Origin of the sequence: Sulfurimonas sp. (assembly GCF_023229105.1) — a bacterium.
Taxonomy (GTDB): Bacteria; Campylobacterota; Campylobacteria; order Campylobacterales; family Sulfurimonadaceae; genus Sulfurimonas.
Genome location: NZ_JALNZY010000013.1, coordinates 20,319 through 39,152, shown reverse-complemented (window position 1 = coordinate 39,152; position 18,834 = coordinate 20,319). Strand labels below are relative to the sequence as shown.

Here is an 18,834-nt window from a genome sequence, read left to right as displayed (position 1 = left end):
CAAATTTTTAGAGGATTTGGGTTTTGAGGACATTAAAATCTCCCTCAAAGCAAGTGACGTACAAAGAACGGTTAATGCTTACAAAATGCTTCGTCCAAAAAACAACTACCCGTTTCATCTTGGAGTTACCGAAGCAGGAACACTTTTTCATGCAACGGTTAAAAGCTCCATAGGACTAGGAGCACTTCTACTTGAGGGCATCGGCGACACCATGAGAGTAAGCATCACAGGAGAGCTTGAGGAGGAGATAAATGTTGCCCGCGCAATCTTAAAAGACAGCGGAGCAGCAAAAGATGGGCTAAATATCATCTCTTGCCCTACATGTGGACGAATTGAAGCAGATTTAGTAAGTGCTGTTGGCGAAATAGAGAGACGAACCGCCCATATAAAAGCCTCACTTAATGTATCTGTTATGGGCTGCGTAGTCAACGCCATCGGGGAAGCCGCACATGCAGATGTAGCTATAGCTTACGGCAAAGGCAAGGGTCTTGTGATGGTTAGAGGCGAGGTTGTAGCAAATCTTGATGAGAATGAACTAGTTGAGAGATTTGTACAAGAGGTCGAGAAGATGGCCAAAGAGGCAAACTAATGCAGGGAAATTTATACAATCTCGCTTTTGAGAGGTCCATTTTAAGTTCAATCGTTTTTGAACCAAGCCAGTTTGACGAACTCAGCGTTACCCTAAGACAGGATGATTTTTATCTTCCTGCTCATCAAGACATCTTTAAAGCCATGACTCTGCTTTTACAAAAAGATCAGCCCATTGATGAGGAGTTTATCAAAAAAGAGCTCCTAAAGATGAAAAAGTTTGATGAGACGGTTATGCTAGAAATTCTCTCTGCAAACCCTATCTCAAACACAAAAGCTTATGTTAATGAGATAAAGGACAAATCTCTAAAACGCCATCTTTTAACACTAACAACAGAGATAAAAAGAGTAGCAGTAGAGGAGGAGTACACAAGCGCAGAAGTTATCGACATAGTTGAGAAAAAGCTCTATGAAATAACCCAAGACAACCAAACAAGCGACTTCAAAGACTCCCCGAAAATGACCTTTGACACGATGGAGTACATCAAGGAGATGAAAGCTCGCGGAAACAGCGTCTTAGTCGGAGTAGATACTGGTTATCATGAGTTAAACAAGATGACAACTGGATTTGGCAAAGGGGATTTGGTTATCATCGCCGCTCGTCCTGCCATGGGAAAGACATCTTTTATACTCAACACAGTAAATAGCCTTATCTTACAAGGAAAGGGTGTGGCATTTTTCTCACTTGAGATGCCTGCTGAACAGTTGATGCTTCGACTTCTCTCCATTCAGACATCTATCCCTCTTCAAAAACTCCGCGTAGGAGATATGAATGATGACCAGTGGAGCTCGCTAAACGGCGCTATTGACAAGATGAATTTTGCAAAACTTTTTGTCGATGATCAAGGGAGCATAAACATAAACCAGCTCCGCTCAAAACTGCGAAAACTAAAAAACCAACACCCAGAGATAGAGATAGCCGTGATTGACTATCTCCAGATTATGCAGGGGGTTGGGAGTCAAGACAGACACCTGCAAGTCTCAGAAATCTCCCGTGGACTCAAGATGCTAGCACGTGAACTTAGCATGCCAATAGTTGCGCTCTCCCAGTTAAATCGTGGTTTAGAGAGCAGAAACGACAAGCGCCCTATGCTCAGTGATATTCGTGAATCAGGCTCTATTGAGCAAGATGCCGATATTATCCTTTTTGTGTATCGTGATGACGTTTACCTCTACAAAGAAGAAAAAGAGCGTGAAAAAGCCGCAAAAGCAGAGGGCAAGGAGTTCAATCCTACTTACATTGAAAAAGAGGAGGAGGATGCAGAGATTATCATCGGAAAACAGAGAAACGGTCCGACTGGGCATGTGAAACTTATTTTTCAAAAAAAACTCACCCGCTTTATAGATAATCCCGGATTTTCAAAAGGGATAGAAACAGTCTATGAAAATGTCGATACCCGCTCGGCAAATATCAATGTCGGCAACGACACGATATCGATGCCACCGCTTTAAATGATACAAAGAGTTCCGCTTTTTACTTCAAAGCGAGACTCCCTGCTCTTTCTCTTAGCTTCGCTTTTTATCCTTCTTGTTTCACTCTTTATAGAGTACAAAAATTACCAAGAGTTTATAGTTTTTGATTCGGCTTTGGTAGATGCCACTGTTTTAAAACAGTACACTAAGAGCAAAAACAACAGAACTTATCAGGTGCTAAAGCTAAAGAACGAAGATGGAGTTGTTTTTTATACTACGGCTAAAAAATCACTTCAAGATCTTAAAAATCAAGAACTTCAGATGGAGATTTGGCCAAAAGATTTAAACTTTTACAAATATTTAACGACTTTTTTTGCAACAAGTAAAATCATCGATATAAAGAGTACAAAGAGCAAAAAACAGAAGCTGGGCGTCTTTATCTCCTCTTCACATAAAAAAGAAGAAGTCGCAAATATCTATCAAGCTCTCTACACCGCAACTCCCTTAGATTATAGACTCCAAAAAATCTTTTCAAATTTAGGAGTCTCCCATCTTTTGGCTATAAGCGGTTTTCATCTAGGTGTTCTTAGCGCACTTTTGTTCCTTCTTCTGCGTCCAATTTACGGATATACACAAAACAAATTTTTCCCCTACACAAATGCAAACCGTGACCTTTTTTTTCTCGTAGCAGCGATGCTTTTTATCTACGTGCTGTTTTTGGATTCGCCTCCCTCGCTTATTCGTGCATTTGGGATGCTTATTATCGGTTTTGTGCTTTATGACAGAGGTATTAAAATAGTCTCAATGCAGACTCTTTTTATAACGATTTTGCTTCTTTTATCCATTTTCCCCCGCCTCCTCTTCTCGCTTGGTTTTTGGCTCTCCTCAAGCGGGGTTTTTTACATATTTCTCTTTTTAATTTACTTTAAAAACATGAGCAAAATATGGCAATTTTTACTTCTGCCGCTTTGGGTTTATCTCTTGATGCTTCCCTTCTCTTTGGCGATATTTGAAAATTTTAGCATCTACCACCCACTCTCAATTGTCTGGACATCACTGTTTACTCTATTCTATCCTATAAGTATATTTTTACATTTATTAGGAGTAGGAAATCTTTTTGACCCTGCTCTGCTATGGCTTTTGGAGTTAGCTAAGGAGGGCGTTTTAGTTGGTTTAAACTTCTATATTTTCCTGTTTTATATCACACTCTCTATCATGTCCGTTTTTAGTAAAGTTCTCATGTGGCTCTTGGTCTTTCTCTCTTGCACGATTTTCATATACGCTGTTTATCATGTAGCATAACTTTAGCCCGTAAATAAATATTACCCAAGAGACATAAATCCACAAAAACAAAAACATAACGATGGAGAAGGAACCATATATCGTTGCATAAGCCTTGTTATAAAAAACATAGTAGATAAAGCCGTTTTTGGCGATGCTAAAAACTATGGACGTGATAAATGAGCTAATGAGTGAGGCTTTTGCATGGATTTTTGTATTTGCTGCGATTTGAAATATTAGAAAAAATAGTGCCCAAATGATAAGATATGGAACTAAAGGAAGAATATTAATGCCTGCAGTATATTCACTACTCGCCATAAATGATGCCACATATCCGGTTATATAAAAGGAGACTCCTAACCCAATCGGTGTTAAAGTTAAAAGTGTCCAAAATATTGTGACAGACTCCCATAAACCTCTTTTTTTTACATGAAAAATCTTATTTGCAATATACTCAAAATTTTGAAAAAATAGAAGTGAGGAGACAATGACAACTGCAAAACTAATCATGCTCATCTCAACGGAATTTTGCAAAAACCCGTTTATGTGCCCCATAAGAGCCTCTGAGTTTACAGGCATAATGTTTGAGAATATAAACTCTTGAATCTTCTCATAATGCCCTGAAAAGCTGGGCGCGGAGGTAAAAAGAGTGAGAATGACTATAAGAAGCGGGATGAGCGTAAAAATTGTGTAAAAACTAAGACTCGCTGCATAAAAAGCAAGGTCGCTGTCTATAAACGATGTTGCAAAAAATCTCATACAATTATAAATTTTTCGAATAACTTGAAGCAAAAAATACCTCTTTAACAAATTAATAACTTTATTATGACACATCAACACTTATTTTTTTATCTCTATGTTATAATAAGCAAAAATTATATTCAAATATATAATATAAAACAACAAAGGTTACTGCAATGAGCACAAGGCAAAAAATCACATTAATTTTATCCGGACTATTTTTGATATTTTTTATATCGATGATTATAATTGTTTCCCTTAGTTTTAGAGACTTTGGTATCGATAGTGCACAAAAAAGGGCTATGCTGACTGCTGAAGTGGTAAAGAGCGGTTTAACCTCACATATGGTTAACGGCATAATGGATAAGCGACTCTATTTTTTAAATCATATTGAGAACATTGAGAATGTAGCTGCACTCTGGATTGCCCGAGCGCCAACAGTGATTAAACAGTACGGAGAAGGTTTTAACAATGAAATTGCCCGTGACAATATAGATAAAAAAGTCCTCGCAAGCGGAAAGATAGAGCAAGAGATGACAGAGACCGCGGTTAAAAGCACTATGCGTATGACTATACCCTTTAAGGCGTCTTCATTTGGTGACACAAACTGCATGTCTTGTCATGATGCCAAAGAGGGAGAAGTTCTTGGAGTAATAAGCATGGTTATTGATATTAGCGATATCAGAGGAAGTAGCTTTGCCACAGTCGGATATACTGCACTTTTAGCTCTACTTATTATGGCAACCGTACTCCTTGTGGTAAATAAATTTCTAAAACCGTATATTAATATTTTTTACTCCATTAGAGATGTCATGATGGCTGCGTATAACGGTAACTACTCAAAAAGAGTTGATGGAGGAGAGCTTGAGGAGAGCAAATCTGTTGCAAATATGCTCAACTCCCTTCTTGAGAAACTTCAAAAAGTATTTGATGAGATTGACAAAAAAGTATATATTTTTGTTCAAAACAAGAACAAAGAGATATCTCATGACCCACTTATAAATATTAACGACACCATAGATAAACTCTCAGAAATTTATAAATTTAAACAGACAATTGAACATGATGAAAAGTTAGAAGATATATATGACAGATTAGCATATGTCTTTAAAACAAAATTTAAACTTGGCGACTTTACCATCATAGAAGCAGACACGCTTAGCGGTATTAAGAAAGTTGTTTACAGCATAAACGGATGTCACTGTGATTTGGCTGATGGAGAGTGCAGAGCAGACAGAATAAACAGCATAGTTGATTCGACAATTTTTGATGAAACATGCAGTAAGTTTCATAAACCGGGTTTAGAGTATCTGTGCATCCCATTCTCAATCTCAAATGAGTTCAACCTTATAATTTCTGTAGTAACACAAGATAAAGAGGAGAGCCTCAGAGTTAGAAATCTAGTCGGCTTGATTGAAGATTATATAGCTACGGCAAGACCTGCTATAGTTAGTAAAAAACTTATGCAGATACTCAATAAAATGGCTAGAGTAGATCAGTTGACGGGCATGTTCAATCGTAAATATCTTGATGAATTTGCAGAGACGGCAATCCCTCAAGCACTAAGAAGCAAAGTTCCATACGGGGTTTTAATGATTGATATAGACTTTTTTAAGATGATTAACGATACATACGGTCATGACGTGGGAGATGAAGCAATAAGAGTAATCTCAAGAGTAATCAAAGAGTCAATCCGCGCATCAGATGTTGCCATCAGATTCGGCGGCGAAGAGTTTATAGTGCTGCTGCACAACTGTGATAAAGAGCATATTAAAGATGTTGCAGAAAAAATTCGTATTAACTTCTCAAAACAGTCCATCTCAGCCGGTTCTGAAACATTTACAAAGACGTTAAGCGTAGGAACGGTTATGTTTCCTGATGATAGCGATAGTATCTGGAAGTGTATTAAATATGCGGATATTTCGCTATACTATGCAAAAGAGCATGGCAGAAATCAAGTTGTATGTTTTAATCAGAGTCTAATCAAAGATGAAGAGATGAAAAACTCATTTTAATCCCATCTTTGCCGGATTTAAAATATTATTTGGATCAAATGCCATCTTTATCGACTTAAAAAGTGCCATCTCCTCAGGAGTAAATGCCATGGTCATATAAGGTGCTTTTGCAAGTCCTATGCCATGCTCTCCGCTAAGCGTTCCTCCAAGGTCTATAGTTGCCTGAAACACCTCTTCTATAGCCTGATAAGCGATTTTTACCTGCTCGGGGTCTTTGCCATCAACCATGACATTTGTATGAACATTTCCGTCTCCTGTATGTCCAAAACATGGTATCTTGACGTTATATTTCTTCGCAATGGCATAAAACCTCTCTAAAAGTTCAGGCAGAGCTGAGCGTGGAACCGTCACATCTTCATTTAATTTTTTACTTCCATAAATGCTAAGTGCCGGCGAAGCATTACGTCTTGCAAACCAAAGATCAGCTGCCTCTTTTTTATCTTTTGCAATCTTAAACTCATAACATCCATTCTCTTTAAAGACCTTCTCGATTTGTGCAAGCTGAAAATCAAGATCCTCCTCTAAGTTTCCATCAACGTCAGTTACTAAAAGCGCACCTGCATCAACAGGAAGTCCTTTATTAAAAGTCTGCTCAACCGCACGGATAGTCAAGTTATCCAAAAATTCCATAGCAACAGGAGTTATACCGCTTGCCATTGTTTTATAGACTGCATTCATCGCATCACCTACACTACTAAAGACTCCCATTGCTGTTTTTGTCATTTTTGGTTTTGGTATAAGTCTTAGCGTTATTTCACTAAGCACCGCTAGTGTTCCCTCAGATGCTATTAAAATGCCGCTGATATTATAACCCGCTACATCTTTTATGGTTTTTTTACCCGCTTTAATAATGTCGCCGTTTGGCAAAACAGCGCGAGTAGCCATTACATAATCTTTTGTAATTCCATATTTTGCAGCTCTCATTCCGCCAGCATTTTCGCTTACATTGCCACCTATACTTGAATACTCTTGACTTGCAGGATCAGGCGGATAAAAGAGTCCAACCTCTTCAACAGCGCGCTGCAAATCCATGTTTATAACACCCGGCTGAACAACTGCAACCATATTTTTCATATCTATCTCTAAGATTTTGTTCATATGTTTCTCAAACGCCAAAACAATTCCCCCGCTGCTAGGAAGCGCTCCACCTGTAAAACCGCTTCCTGCACCGCGGGGAACTATAACTATTTTATGCTCGTTGCAGTATTTTAAAATCTTGCTTATATCATCTTCGTTTCTTGGAAAAATAACAGCATCAGGCTCAAAATGCTCTCGCGTCGCATCATAAGAGTAGGCGATGAGATGTGCTTTATCGCTATAGATATTTTCATTACCGACAACTTGACTAAAATAGTCCAAATGTTTTTTTTCTATCATCTTTTTTTCCTTTAAAATCAAATTCTTCAAGCAGCCCTTCAAATTTTTTACCGCCGCTTTTTACTATCTCATAAAGCTCTTTGTTGTCTAGGTTAGCATGTATAATTAGTTTATAGTAGTGCGGCTCATACTCTTTGAGCTTGCTACTTCCCTCTCCCCACCAAGCAGCATCAATTTCAGGTACTCTTGTGTAAAAAGGCAGATTTACCTCTTTTTGTTCAAGTTTTGCATCTGTTATCGCTAAGATTTTAAAGCTTTTGGCATCAATCGTATACACTCTCTCATCTAAGTAGATAAAAACCAAACCCACAGACGTGCTAGAACTCATCTCTGTAAAATCGCTTCTAAGAGGTGTCGGATGCCCGTTAAAGGAGAGGATAGTTGCAAAAATATCGGGATGTATCCACTGAAGTTTAGAACTCTTAGTAACTCTATGGTATATCTCCTCATTTGGAGCAATCATAAGACCTCTGCTGTATCCAAAAGCCAAAACAGCCATGTCGCCTACTTCAACACTCCATCTACTCATCGGTAGAGCGCTATTACTTAGTGCATTAAATTCACTTAGGGCTATTTTTGCTGTTTTACTCTGTGCATCAAAACTCTTAACAATGGCATTTTTTAAAATAACCGTGTGCATATCATCAATATTATGCACTATAAAACCGCTCACTCCAACGTCAATTTTTTCTATCTCAATCGTAACTTCCTTTGCGCCTTCATCTATCGACACAACAGGAGATTTTACGACAACTCCAAAAAGCTCTAAAGCTAAAATAACAAACAAAAACAGATACTTCATTTAAACTACTTTGTAAATAATGTAGTGCGATTATAGCAAACAAATCTCCCACTAAGGCAAATTTTGTTAGAGTTTTAAAATTATTTTCAAAATTTTATGTTTATGGTTAATTATATGATACGATATTTACTTATTCTTTTATTTACAACGTCCCTTTTTGCTACGCAAGTTGAAACATTTCGCTGGGGCAACGGCGAAACCTATCTTATGTTCTTAGAAAAAAACAATCTTCCACTAAAACCGCTATATTACAATCTTGATGAAGATGAACAACAGCTTAGCGAGGAGATCTATTCGGGCGTTCACTATCAAATCTCTAGAACAAAAGATGGAGTAATTTCTCAGATTTTTATACCGCTCAACGATGAGTTGCAAATACATATCTACAAAAACAAGGAAGATTACTTTTTTGAGACGCTGCCTATCATAAGCGAAACAAGAGTTGAAGCTTTTACGCTTGAGATAGACCACTCCCCATACCTTGACATCATAAGGGAGACAGGCTCTACAAAACTCGCAACTATTTTTGTCTCAAGCTTTAAGCACTCACTTAATTTCAAAAGCGATTTAAGAAAAGGCGATAAGCTAGCAATGATATATGAACAAAAATATCGTCTAGGCAAACCCTTTTCAATGCCCACACTAAAAGCTGCCATGATAGAGATGAGAGGTAAAAAACGCTATATCTATCTCAATGATGACGGCAGATTTTATAATGAAGACGCAAGTGAGGTAGAGGGTTTTTTACTTGGAACTCCGGTAAGAGGAGCAAGAATATCTTCACGTTTTACAAAAAGAAGATATCACCCTATTTTAAAAAAATACCGCGCACATCTAGGTGTTGATTATGCTGCTGCTCGTGGCACTCCCATAACAGCGGCGGGTAGTGGAAGAGTTGTTTTTATAGGGCAAACGAGGGGTTATGGCAAACTGATTAAAGTGCAACATAATGACGGCTATTTAACTCTCTATGCACATCAAAGCTCTTTTAGAAAAGGTGTAAAGCAAGGCTCTTACGTAAAAAAAGGGCAGATTATAGGTTATGTGGGAAGCACCGGTCTCTCTACAGGTCCGCATCTTCATTTTGGACTCTATAAAAATAATCAAGTAATCGACCCACTTAGAGTCGTTCAAATAGCTACAAAAAAATTAACCGCAAAAGATAAAATAGCATTTTTAAAGCTAAAATCGAACTATGATGAGAGCATAAACTTACATATAGCAAATGATACAAGATATGCAAAACTTAATGATTCTGAGCCTGTTTGCTATTTTAATAACAAAAAGGTTTGCACTCAAGATAAACTAAATCCAAACTTTACGAAAAATCTATAGGGTCCATATCTACCTCGGCGAGTGTAACTTTGCACGCTGCTATGGCTTTTATAAGGTCCGTGCTTTTATCAGAGCGCAACATTATCTCAAATCTATACTTGTCAGCAACCCTCTCAATCCCGCACTTTCCAAATCCAACTATCTCAATATTTGAAAAGTTACGCAGACATGAGAGCATCTCATTCATAGCATCTGCAGCTTTTATGCCGTTTTTGTGTGAAAAGAGGATGCGGCAGAGTTTTTTATAGGGCGGATAGAGCTCTTTTCTATACTCCTTCTCATCCTCTAAAAAATCCTCATATTTACCTACATAAGCGCTAAAAAAATCTTCGTTGAAACTTTGGACTAAAACCTTAGCACTCTCTTTTCGCCCGCTTCTTCCTGCTACTTGAATAAGCGTAGAGAGCGCCTTTTCTCTGGCTCTGTAGTCACTCATGTTAAGCATATTGTCAAGCCCTAAAATCACAGCTAAGGAGACTCCATGATAGTCATGCCCTTTGCTTATCATCTGAGTTCCCACAAGTATATCTATCTCCTTGTCGTTAAATCTCTTAAGCGCCTTTTTTAGCTTATTTGAGGTTGTAATAACGTCTCTGTCAAACTGCTCAATTTCTGCCTCGCTAAACTCTCTTTTTATCTCTTTTACGACCTCAGCCGTTCCGAGTCTTGTGCTTATAAGATTCGGGCTGTTACACTCTGAGCACTTTTGTGGAATCGCTTGAGTAAAATTGCAGTAGTGGCAATTTAGGGAGTGTGTTTTTTGATGAATGCTCATGCCGACACTACAAAAAACACACTTGTATGTATATCCGCAATCAGCGCAAAGAAGATACTTGAAATTTGCTCTTGTGGGAAGAAAAATAATCGCTTGCTCCTTTGCATCTAGCACCTCCTTTAAATTAGCAAGTATTACACTTGAGAGCTTTTCAGAGGAGCGCTCATAAGCAAACTCTTTTTTTGAGCTAAAGTGTCCGCCTCTGACTCTTGTGTGTGGAAATTTAACATAAGTGCTTAAACTTGGAGTCGCACTACCTAAAACAACCGGTATATCATAAAGTTTTCCCATATAGATAGCTATGTCTCTGGCGTTGTAGCGTGGTCTTGAAGATGATTTATAACTATCGTCATGCTCCTCATCCACAACTATCAGACCTAACTCTTTTATAGGCAAAAACAGAGCTGAACGAGGACCTGCAATAATCTGCGCCCTGCCATCATAAATCTTTGCAAGTGCCTCTTTTTTCTGTTTTGGAGTAAGCTTGGAGTGCCACATGACAACTGCGTCGCCAAAATGTTTATGTAGTCTCTGGCTCATTTGAGGAGTAAGCGAGATTTCTGGCATCAAAAATATAGAACGCTTTTTTTCTTGCATCATCTCCTCAAAATAACGCATATAAATCTCTGTTTTACCACTTCCAGTATCTCCAAAAAGGAGAGAAACTTTATGCTTTTTTAGAAATATCAAAGCCTCTTGCTGCTTAAGTGAGAGTTTTATACTAGATTCCAAGTCAAGCTTGGAATGACAGCAGTCGTCATCCTGAACTTGATTCAGGATCTCATGAGATTCCAAGTCAAGCTTGGAATGACAAACACTCTCATAACCCACCATAATACCAAGAGCTTCCCCAAGTGAACAGATGTAGTAAGATGAGATAAACTTTGCAAGAGCGAGCTGTTTTTGCGAATATGTATAGTTATAAGCTTCTAAAATTTCACTAGTTTTAAAATCTGGTTTTTCGCAAGCAGTGACTAAAACACCATCCAACTCTCTATTTTTCACTACTACTTTTACTCTTGTACCAATCTCAATAATATCAAGACTTTGGTATGTAAATGGCTCTAGAGGGGAGTTAATAAGTGCTATATTGTAGTAGTGCAAAATTTTCAGCTGCTGTATTATTTTTAGTCAGATAGTTCGTTACAGTTGCCGGCATCAGCCACACATGTAAATGTTCCATTTGTATCTTCATATGTAAAAGTAGTATCTGTTGAGCCGACTTTGAATCTATATGTAGTATTGTTTACAATAGCCCAATCGCCGGAGTCTGTTCCAGCTTTTATACCATACGAAAGGAGAACTCTGCCTGCACCATCGCCTGTAAAAAGAGTTGTAGAAGTCGTTAAGGGAGAGAGTTTTGAGATGTAGGTATAAATTCCTTTGATAACCTGAGTCTGTCTCTCGTTTGCGATTGCAGCTCTTATCATAGCAACATCCCCGCGCCCCTTTGCTATCTCCGCCATCTCCCTTGTGCTAGCAAACTTAGGCAGAGCAATGGCAGCTAAAATCCCTAAAATAACGATAACGAAAATAAGTTCAATCATGGTAAAAGCGCGAGACTGTTTCATAAAAAACCTTGAGTAACTATTTTAAAACTATACTAAAATAACTTTAAAACAACTACTTTATATATTCGTTCCTAAGCAAGAGCTTGGGAACGAGAAAACGAAAAAAATTATTTTGCGTGAAACTTCCATCTTGGAGTAGTTGTAGCATTTCCATCATTAACCATTTCTACTTTTCCATATGTACCAACTGTTCCATTTCCCTCAGCATGAGGAATAACACCACATTTAGTAATATTATAATCAGGCATATGTAAACTTGTAATAGCTTTAGTATCATTTTCATCAATCTTACCAATTTTACCATCAGTTAAAGACTTTGACCAAAGCACAGGACCAATTGTTCTGTTTAATGTTCCTACTGCAGATTTACAATTACCTGCCTCTGCTTGTGCAGAAACACCTATAAACCTCGGCAGTGCAACCGCTGCTAAAATACCTAAAATAACGATAACAAATATCAACTCAATCATTGTAAAACCAGCTCTTTTCATAAGAACTCCTTGCATAAATAAAATCTGGGTTACTCTTGCAACCTTGAAAAACATTATCTAATATATTAGATTAATCGTTGCTTAATAAAAAGATTGGAACTTTATTTGCTTATAGTTATGAAAGTTATAAAGGAGTTCCCATGAGCATAGAGTATTCTGCTTCACATGCATTAGCTGCAAAAGCACTTGATTATAGAGCTATTCGTCAAGATATGATATCCTCAAACATTGCAAATGCCGACACTCCTTACTATAGACCGAGAGATGTACGATTTGAAGATGCGCTAGCCCATGAGAGAGCAAAAGTTTTAAACCAAGGCACTCCAAAACTTCAAATGGCTCAGACGGATGAGGCTCATCTGCCTTTGGCTGAGGAGAAAAGCTCCTATAGAGCAAAAACATTTTTTAGAGATGGACACATGGCTAGAAATGACGGCAATAGCGTAGATTTGGATGTAGAAACTACAGAGATGAGTAAAAACTCCATCATGTTTAATGCACTAGTCGGTGCGATGAAGAAAAACTCCGACATTTATAAAAGTGTTATAGATTCATCTTCAAAAGTAAGTTAAGGAGCGGGTTATGTCAAATTTTTTAAATAGTTTTGATATCAGTGGTTATGGGCTTTCTGCTCAGCGTGTTCGTGTAAATACCATCTCTCAAAATATAGCAAATGCCCAAACAACAAGAACCGAGGAAGGTGGACCTTACAGAAGAAAAGAGGTAGTTTTCAAGGCTATTAACTTTAATGAGCAGTTTAATCAGGCGATAGATAAAATAACGGATAGTGCAAAGTATCAAGACCCATTAAATGAGGGCGAATTTGGCAAAAAGGTCAATCCTGCTATAATGAGCGTTATAGTTGATAAAATCTCACGAGATGATAGAGAACCAAAACTAAAATTTGACCCGGCACATCCAGATGCAGATGCAAACGGTTATGTTGCCTATCCAAATATTAATCCTGTCATCGAAATGGCCGATTTAGTAGAAGCAACAAGAAGTTATCAGGCGAATGTCGCCGCTTTTGAGAGTTCTAAAAACATGGCAAACAGCGCAATTTCGCTGATGCAATAAAAATTTGAGGTAAATTATGAGTAGTATTGAGAGTATTTCAGGCGTCTCTTCCGCCGAACTGTTAAAACAAAAGAGCAAGATAGAGGGTAGCGGCACAGAAGATTTTGCCAAAACCTTAAAATCTGCCATAAATGAAGTGAATGAATTTCAAGAGAAGGGCGACAAAGCTATAGGCGAGATGGCAACAGGACAGGTAAAAGATTTGCATCAAGCTGCTCTTGCTATTGGAAAAGCAGAGACAAGCATGAAGCTGATGCTTGAGATTCGCAACAAAGCCCTTAACGCATACAAAGAGATAGGCAGAACTCAACTCTAATATCTCCTGCTCTTGGCTCATAATATATGAGTCGTTTACAATTTCACGACTTTCTTCAATCTATAAAAGAATTCAAATGTTATAATTCATAAAAAAGTTCACATGGATATTAAAAACACAAACAGAGAAAATAAAAGCAAAAAAATATTTATTCTCTACTCTCTTATCGTGCTTGGGTTTATACTTTTTCTAGGAGCGATGCTTCTTACTACTCTCAAACCGCGAGATTTGCCCTCACTCTATACAAAAGAGAGTTCAAAAGCGATTCGAGGCTCTATTATAAGTGCGGACGGATTTCACATCGCTTCTACCGTAAAACTCTACAAAGCCGTTGTTAACACTTACTACATCGACCCTAAAAAAAGAGATCTTTTTATAGAGCTTTTTAGTATCTACTCAGAGATTGATGCCAAAGAGATAAGAGAGAAAATAGAGAAAAAAAAAGGTGTTGTAGTTCTTAGCTACAACATACCGCAAAAACAGGCGCAATACCTTAAACAACTCGCTTACGAGCTTAGACGACTTAATGTTTTTGTAGAGAGAAAAAACTCCTTAAACGAAAAAACATCACTTCAAGGCTTAAACATTATTGAGAGCGGGGAGAGCAGAGAGTATCCATACAACAAGCTCTTAACTCCGATAATCGGCTACCCACATAAGATTGAAGATGACGGATACACGTACGTAAAAGGTGTTAAAGGGATAGAGAAAAAATTTGAAAACGAACTTCAGGCAAAGCAAGATGAACTAAGACAGGGGCTAAGGGATGTAAACGGCTATATTATCTTAAATAAAATGAGTTTTACCAAACCCGAGATCGAAGGTCTTGATATAAAGATAACTATCCCAATCGCTCTTGAGCTGCGAGTTGAGAAGATGCTAGATAAGATGAAAGCCGAGCTAGATGCAAAAGAGGTTATGGCTGCCGTGATGGATACAAAAGATGGTCACGTAATTGCCATGGCAAGTTCAAATAGGTACCTGCCAAAATCTATACAAAAAAGTGACTACCCTTCTTTAAATAGCAACATGATAGAGTATAGTTTTGAACCGGGGAGCGTCATCAAAACCATCACTTTTGCGCTTCTTTTGGATAAAGGGTTGGTAAATCCGTACGATTTGGTAAATGGACATAATGGACGCTTTAAGATTGGAAGAAAAATTATAACCGATGAGCATAAATTTGACTGGCTCTCTGCTGAGAATGTAATTGTACACTCATCAAATATAGGAATTGCCCAACTTGCACAAAAACTCTCAGGAGTTCAGTTCAATCAAGGTCTCCTTGATTTTGGCTTTTCATCAAAATCCACTCCAGATCTCATCTATGAGAAAGTCGGCTCCATCCCGAATATAATGCAGTTGGAAAATGAGATATATAAAGCAACCTGCTCTTATGGATACGGTATGCGAACAAATCTCATGCAGCTTATCAAGGCGTACAGTGCCTTTAACAATAACGGAAGAATGGTTACTCCAAAAATAGTGGAGTGTTTTGTTGATAACAACGCCAAAGAGATTATGATTCCAGAAACAGAGCAGACGCAAGTCATAAAAAGTTCAACTGCGCATAGAATGAAAAAGATTTTGATTAAAACCGTAGATGAGGGAACGGGTGTAAAAGCTAAAACAGACGGCTTGGAAGTTGGAGGCAAAACCGGAACGGCACATATAGTCGAAGAGGGAAAATATGTCAATGAATACAATACCGCTTTTGTAGGCTTTGCAAACGATAAAACAAGCAGATATACAATCGGCGTTATTGTCATTAAACCAAATAAGAGCCAATTTGCGGCTCAAACATCCGTACCCGTCTTTAAAAAGATAGTTGATATTTTAGTTGAAGAGAGTTATTTAAAGCCAAATATTGTCGAGTAATCTTGTTGTTGCAACTTTCACTTCAACCAAAATAATTGTATTTCCAATCTCTACATGTGAGAGCGGGCTGAACTCACGGTCTAAAACCTCTACATAAAAAATCTCTAACGGTGCCAACATTTCCCTCATAGCAGTTATTATCTCATAAGAGTTAAGAACTCCTTTACTTACCATAGCACTTGCGGTGCGTAAAGATGATGCTACTTTAAGAGCCTGTACTCTCTCCTCCTTGCTCAAATAAGCATTTCTACTACTAAGTGCAAGTCCATCCTTTTCACGAACCGTATCAACGGGAACTATCTCTACGCTCATAAAAAGCTGTTTTACCATCAAGGAGATAAGATTAAGTTGCTGCGCATCTTTTTTACCAAAATATGCTCTTGTCGGGTTTACTATATTTAAAAGTTTCATAACAACTGTTAAAACGCCATTAAAATGCCCCGCTCTACTCTCTCCTTCTAAAACATAGCCTCTTACTTTAGGAGCAAGTATTGAGACTTCATCCACTCCATACATGTCGCTTGCTTGAGGGAAAAAAAGAACATCAACACCGCTTAACTGGCATATCTTTTTGTCAGCTTCATCTTTTTTAGGGTATTTTTCTAAATCCTCGCCCTTTAAAAATTGTGTAGGGTTTAAAAACAGTGAAACTACCACTATCTCATTTTGTTCTTTTGCTTTTTTTATAAGTGAGATATGCCCCTCATGTAAAGCACCCATTGTAGGTACGAAACCAACGGTGTTGTTTATGTTTTTTAGGTACTCTTTTAACTCTCGCGGACTAGAAATAATCTTCATTTTAAGCCTCAATTTAATATAATCGCAATTATACACTATTGGATTGATTTTATGGATAATTACGAATACACCGAACTTTTAAAGAGTCTTTCAAAAAAAATGAACAACATTACTGGTGTGATTGAGCCGCATAAACTTCAATCACGCCTAGATGAGATAACAGAGCTTGAAAACACTCAAGACTTTTGGACAGATGCTTCAAATGCCGCAGTAATTCAAAAAGAAAAAACTCAGTGCGAGAGAAAACTTCGCAAATATTCTGTTGCAAAAAATGCCTTAGAAGATGCCAAGGAACTTTATGAAATGGCAAAAGAAGAGAGTGATGAAGAGTCTATAAATGAGTGCTTTGAGGGTGCTCTGAAGCTTGAAAATTTTCTACGTGCTATGGAGGTAGAAGTGCTCTTAAGTGAGGAGATGGACGCAAATAATGCAATTTTGTCGATTCACCCCGGAGCAGGAGGAACAGAGTCTCAAGATTGGGCATCTATGCTTCTTCGAATGTACAAAAGATTTGCCGAGAGACGCGGATGGAGTGTTGAACTACTCGACTATCAAGCGGGCGATGAAGCAGGCATAAAAGATGTCTCCTTGCTTATCAAGGGCGAAAACGCCTATGGATATCTTAAAGTTGAAAATGGAATCCACAGACTTGTTCGTATATCACCTTTTGACTCTAACGCCAAAAGACATACCTCCTTTAGCTCCGTCATGGTCTCCCCTGAGGTTGATGATGATATAAATATTGATATACAAGACAGAGATATTAGAGTCGATACATACCGTTCAAGCGGCGCTGGAGGGCAACATGTCAACAAAACAGAGTCCGCAATACGCATCACGCATATAGCAACAGGCGTAGTTGTGCAATGCCAAAACGACAGAAGTCAGCATAAAAACAGAGCAACAGCGATGAAGATGTTAAAATCACGGCTTTATGAGCTCGAACTTGCAAATCAAAAAGCAGAAACCGACGGCATCGCTAAAAGTGAGATAGGATGGGGTCATCAAATCCGCTCTTATGTTATGCAACCGTACCAGCAGATTAAAGACACAAGAAGCAATATGGCATACTCAAATGTCAATGCCATACTTGATGGCGACATCGATAAGATGATTGAGGATGTGCTTATATCTCAGAATCGCTCGTAGATTTCTTTAGAGAATCACTCTTAGGTTTAGGGATAAAACTGTAGCCTAAAAAAAGAACTCCAAAAACCATACTTAGTATAGTTAAGTAGCGGACTTGCGCTTTTTGCGCATTTTTTAGCTCCTCAATAAACTTAGAAGTCTCCGGTTTAGAACTCTGTTTTGAGGATGCTGAAGTGCCGCGGACACTCGCTTGCATTCTTGCAACATTTGCCGCTGCTATCTCATTTTCACTATATACCTCTTTTGGAGTCATCCAAAAGTAAACTATAAAACCCACAAGAAGCATCACAACTCCTGTTGTTCTAAAAATTATGATTTTATGCTTTTTAAATATCTCTTTCAAATCTATACCCTTTTCTAATAAAAATTATGTCAAACTTCGCGTATGAATATGCTTAAAGAGTTTAGAGTCGGCGATAAATGTTCCTATCTATCCGATAAAAATCAAACAACACATTATAAGATAATAGAAGAGTGTTCTACCTCTTATTGCCAAAATCTCGTAGAACTTGGCTACAGAAGATTTGGCAAGATGTTTTTTAGACCAATATGTGCTACATGCGATGAGTGCAAAAGCATAAAAATTGATGTGACAAATTTTAAATTCTCCTCCTCACAAAGAAGAGTCGTAAAAAAAGCCGCAGAAATTAAAAGCTACATCCAAAGACCAACAATCAGCAAATCGCATCTAGAACTATTTGAAAAATATCATCTTTTTATGAAAGAGAAAAAAGGGTGGGACTACTCACCCTCATCTGTACAAAGTTACTATAACTCTTTTGTAGATGCACATAATGATTTTGGATACGAGGTTTTATACTTTTTCGAGGATAAACTTATCGGAGTAGATTTAATTGACATACTACAAGATGGCATCTCGTCTATATATTTTTACTATGACCCCGACTATGCACACTACTCTCTTGGAAAGCTATCCTTGTTCAAGCAGATAATCCTTGCAAAACAAAACCAAAAAAAGTGGATTTACCTTGGCTACTATGTAAAAGAGTGCCCCTCTTTGTCCTATAAAGCAGCTTATACGCCATATCTAACACTTGAGGGAAGACCAAATGGCTATGAAGAATCAGTCTGGCTTTAGCTCCTAGATTTTTGAATAATTCCTACATATAGAGTTAATTTTAAAATTATACTTGATATAATTACGCCATGATTAAAAGAATAAAAATAGAACTCATTTACTTTATAATTATCATGCTTATTTTAGCG

The 18,834-nt window shown here is 37.8% G+C and carries 18 protein-coding genes and 1 pseudogene; 11 read left to right on the top strand and 8 right to left on the bottom strand.

The features are described from left to right. The 3 genes and pseudogenes from M0Q17_RS03245 to M0Q17_RS03235 all read left to right on the top strand — a co-directional run. Positions 1–589 (top strand): flavodoxin-dependent (E)-4-hydroxy-3-methylbut-2-enyl-diphosphate synthase (locus tag M0Q17_RS03245; RefSeq protein WP_295083234.1); only part of this gene is annotated, 589 nt, incomplete at its 5' end. Then, positions 589–2,040, top strand: coding sequence for a replicative DNA helicase (locus M0Q17_RS03240; RefSeq protein ID WP_295083232.1), 1,452 nt, complete (start codon positions 589–591; stop codon positions 2,038–2,040). The genes M0Q17_RS03245 and M0Q17_RS03240, both read left to right, overlap by 1 nt. Then, positions 2,041–3,210: pseudogene (locus M0Q17_RS03235) on the top strand (ComEC/Rec2 family competence protein); the annotation flags it as partial. On the opposite strand, the gene M0Q17_RS03230 reads toward M0Q17_RS03235, so the two are convergent. Beyond that, positions 3,175–4,074 (bottom strand): YihY family inner membrane protein, encoded by a 900-nt coding sequence (locus tag M0Q17_RS03230; RefSeq protein WP_295083230.1) that lies wholly within the window; start codon positions 4,072–4,074, stop codon positions 3,175–3,177. The pseudogene M0Q17_RS03235 and the gene M0Q17_RS03230 sit on opposite strands and share 36 nt — an antisense overlap. Before the next feature lie 125 nt (positions 4,075–4,199). On the opposite strand from M0Q17_RS03230, the gene M0Q17_RS03225 reads away from it, so the two are divergent. Further along, the gene (locus tag M0Q17_RS03225; RefSeq protein WP_295083228.1) at positions 4,200–6,038 is read left to right on the top strand and encodes a GGDEF domain-containing protein; all 1,839 of its coding nucleotides are present in this window, start codon (positions 4,200–4,202) and stop codon (positions 6,036–6,038) included. Here M0Q17_RS03225 and M0Q17_RS03220 read toward each other — a convergent pair. Further along, the gene (locus M0Q17_RS03220; RefSeq protein ID WP_295083226.1) at positions 6,030–7,415 is read right to left on the bottom strand and encodes an FAD-linked oxidase C-terminal domain-containing protein; all 1,386 of its coding nucleotides are present in this window, start codon (positions 7,413–7,415) and stop codon (positions 6,030–6,032) included. The two genes, M0Q17_RS03225 and M0Q17_RS03220, sit on opposite strands and share 9 nt — an antisense overlap. Further along, entirely contained in the window at positions 7,384–8,217 is an 834-nt protein-coding gene (locus M0Q17_RS03215) for a plasminogen-binding N-terminal domain-containing protein (RefSeq protein WP_295083224.1), read from the bottom strand. Before M0Q17_RS03215 ends, M0Q17_RS03220 begins: the two co-directional genes overlap by 32 nt. A 114-nt stretch (positions 8,218–8,331) precedes the next feature. On the opposite strand from M0Q17_RS03215, the gene M0Q17_RS03210 reads away from it, so the two are divergent. Further along, on the top strand, positions 8,332–9,552 hold the full coding sequence (locus M0Q17_RS03210) for a peptidoglycan DD-metalloendopeptidase family protein (RefSeq protein WP_295083222.1): 1,221 nt from the start codon (positions 8,332–8,334) through the stop codon (positions 9,550–9,552). On the opposite strand, the gene M0Q17_RS03205 is transcribed toward M0Q17_RS03210, so the two are convergent. The 3 genes from M0Q17_RS03205 to M0Q17_RS03195 all read right to left on the bottom strand — a co-directional run bounded on the left by M0Q17_RS03205 (position 9,536) and on the right by M0Q17_RS03195 (position 12,404). Continuing rightward, positions 9,536–11,431 carry a primosomal protein N' gene (locus M0Q17_RS03205; RefSeq protein ID WP_295083220.1) on the bottom strand — a complete coding sequence of 632 codons (1,896 nt, stop codon included), beginning with the start codon at positions 11,429–11,431 and terminating at the stop codon, positions 9,536–9,538. The two genes, M0Q17_RS03210 and M0Q17_RS03205, sit on opposite strands and share 17 nt — an antisense overlap. Before the next feature lie 23 nt (positions 11,432–11,454). Beyond that, positions 11,455–11,898, bottom strand: coding sequence for a prepilin-type N-terminal cleavage/methylation domain-containing protein (locus M0Q17_RS03200; protein WP_295083218.1), 444 nt, complete (start codon positions 11,896–11,898; stop codon positions 11,455–11,457). A gap of 107 nt (positions 11,899–12,005) precedes the next feature. Beyond that, entirely contained in the window at positions 12,006–12,404 is a 399-nt protein-coding gene (locus tag M0Q17_RS03195; RefSeq protein ID WP_295083236.1) for a type II secretion system protein, read from the bottom strand. 125 nt (positions 12,405–12,529) lie between these two features. Between M0Q17_RS03195 and flgB the strand changes: the two genes are divergently transcribed. From flgB to M0Q17_RS03175, 4 genes are all read left to right on the top strand, one after another. Further along, entirely contained in the window at positions 12,530–12,961 is a 432-nt protein-coding gene (flgB, locus tag M0Q17_RS03190) for a flagellar basal body rod protein FlgB (RefSeq protein WP_295083216.1), read from the top strand. A 10-nt stretch (positions 12,962–12,971) separates the two neighbouring features. Next, entirely contained in the window at positions 12,972–13,466 is a 495-nt protein-coding gene (gene flgC, locus M0Q17_RS03185; RefSeq protein ID WP_295083214.1) for a flagellar basal body rod protein FlgC, read from the top strand. 16 nt (positions 13,467–13,482) lie between these two features. Continuing rightward, complete coding sequence (fliE, locus tag M0Q17_RS03180) at positions 13,483–13,782, top strand: flagellar hook-basal body complex protein FliE (protein WP_295083212.1); 300 nt, start codon at positions 13,483–13,485, stop codon at positions 13,780–13,782. A 102-nt stretch (positions 13,783–13,884) separates the two neighbouring features. Continuing rightward, complete coding sequence (locus M0Q17_RS03175) at positions 13,885–15,660, top strand: penicillin-binding protein 2 (RefSeq protein ID WP_295083210.1); 1,776 nt, start codon at positions 13,885–13,887, stop codon at positions 15,658–15,660. On the opposite strand, the gene panC is transcribed toward M0Q17_RS03175, so the two are convergent. Continuing rightward, the gene (panC, locus tag M0Q17_RS03170) at positions 15,637–16,458 is read right to left on the bottom strand and encodes a pantoate--beta-alanine ligase (protein WP_295083208.1); all 822 of its coding nucleotides are present in this window, start codon (positions 16,456–16,458) and stop codon (positions 15,637–15,639) included. The two genes, M0Q17_RS03175 and panC, sit on opposite strands and share 24 nt — an antisense overlap. A 51-nt stretch (positions 16,459–16,509) precedes the next feature. Here panC and prfB point away from each other — a divergent pair, with 51 nt between their 5' ends. Continuing rightward, the gene (gene prfB / locus M0Q17_RS03165) at positions 16,510–17,607 is read left to right on the top strand and encodes a peptide chain release factor 2 (RefSeq protein ID WP_295083206.1); all 1,098 of its coding nucleotides are present in this window, start codon (positions 16,510–16,512) and stop codon (positions 17,605–17,607) included. Here prfB and M0Q17_RS03160 read toward each other — a convergent pair. After that, positions 17,585–17,950: a hypothetical protein gene (locus M0Q17_RS03160; RefSeq protein ID WP_295083204.1), complete on the bottom strand. Its 366-nt coding sequence runs from the start codon at positions 17,948–17,950 to the stop codon at positions 17,585–17,587. The two genes, prfB and M0Q17_RS03160, sit on opposite strands and share 23 nt — an antisense overlap. Positions 17,951–17,992: 42 nt before the next feature. Here M0Q17_RS03160 and M0Q17_RS03155 point away from each other — a divergent pair, with 42 nt between their 5' ends. Beyond that, positions 17,993–18,706 (top strand): arginyltransferase, encoded by a 714-nt coding sequence (locus M0Q17_RS03155; RefSeq protein ID WP_295083202.1) that lies wholly within the window; start codon positions 17,993–17,995, stop codon positions 18,704–18,706. Positions 18,707–18,834: the final 128 nt, after the last annotated feature.

Coding starts and splice junctions, on each gene's coding strand:
- M0Q17_RS03240 (WP_295083232.1), top strand. CDS start 589: ATGCAGGGAAATTTATACAATCTCGCTTTTGAGAGGTCCATTTTAAGT.
- M0Q17_RS03225 (WP_295083228.1), top strand. CDS start 4,200: ATGAGCACAAGGCAAAAAATCACATTAATTTTATCCGGACTATTTTTG.
- M0Q17_RS03220 (WP_295083226.1), bottom strand. CDS start 7,415: ATGATAGAAAAAAAACATTTGGACTATTTTAGTCAAGTTGTCGGTAAT.
- M0Q17_RS03215 (WP_295083224.1), bottom strand. CDS start 8,217: ATGAAGTATCTGTTTTTGTTTGTTATTTTAGCTTTAGAGCTTTTTGGA.
- M0Q17_RS03210 (WP_295083222.1), top strand. CDS start 8,332: ATGATACGATATTTACTTATTCTTTTATTTACAACGTCCCTTTTTGCT.
- M0Q17_RS03200 (WP_295083218.1), bottom strand. CDS start 11,898: ATGAAACAGTCTCGCGCTTTTACCATGATTGAACTTATTTTCGTTATC.
- M0Q17_RS03195 (WP_295083236.1), bottom strand. CDS start 12,404: ATGCAAGGAGTTCTTATGAAAAGAGCTGGTTTTACAATGATTGAGTTG.
- flgB (WP_295083216.1), top strand. CDS start 12,530: ATGAGCATAGAGTATTCTGCTTCACATGCATTAGCTGCAAAAGCACTT.
- flgC (WP_295083214.1), top strand. CDS start 12,972: ATGTCAAATTTTTTAAATAGTTTTGATATCAGTGGTTATGGGCTTTCT.
- fliE (WP_295083212.1), top strand. CDS start 13,483: ATGAGTAGTATTGAGAGTATTTCAGGCGTCTCTTCCGCCGAACTGTTA.
- M0Q17_RS03175 (WP_295083210.1), top strand. CDS start 13,885: ATGGATATTAAAAACACAAACAGAGAAAATAAAAGCAAAAAAATATTT.
- panC (WP_295083208.1), bottom strand. CDS start 16,458: ATGAAGATTATTTCTAGTCCGCGAGAGTTAAAAGAGTACCTAAAAAAC.
- prfB (WP_295083206.1), top strand. CDS start 16,510: ATGGATAATTACGAATACACCGAACTTTTAAAGAGTCTTTCAAAAAAA.
- M0Q17_RS03155 (WP_295083202.1), top strand. CDS start 17,993: ATGAATATGCTTAAAGAGTTTAGAGTCGGCGATAAATGTTCCTATCTA.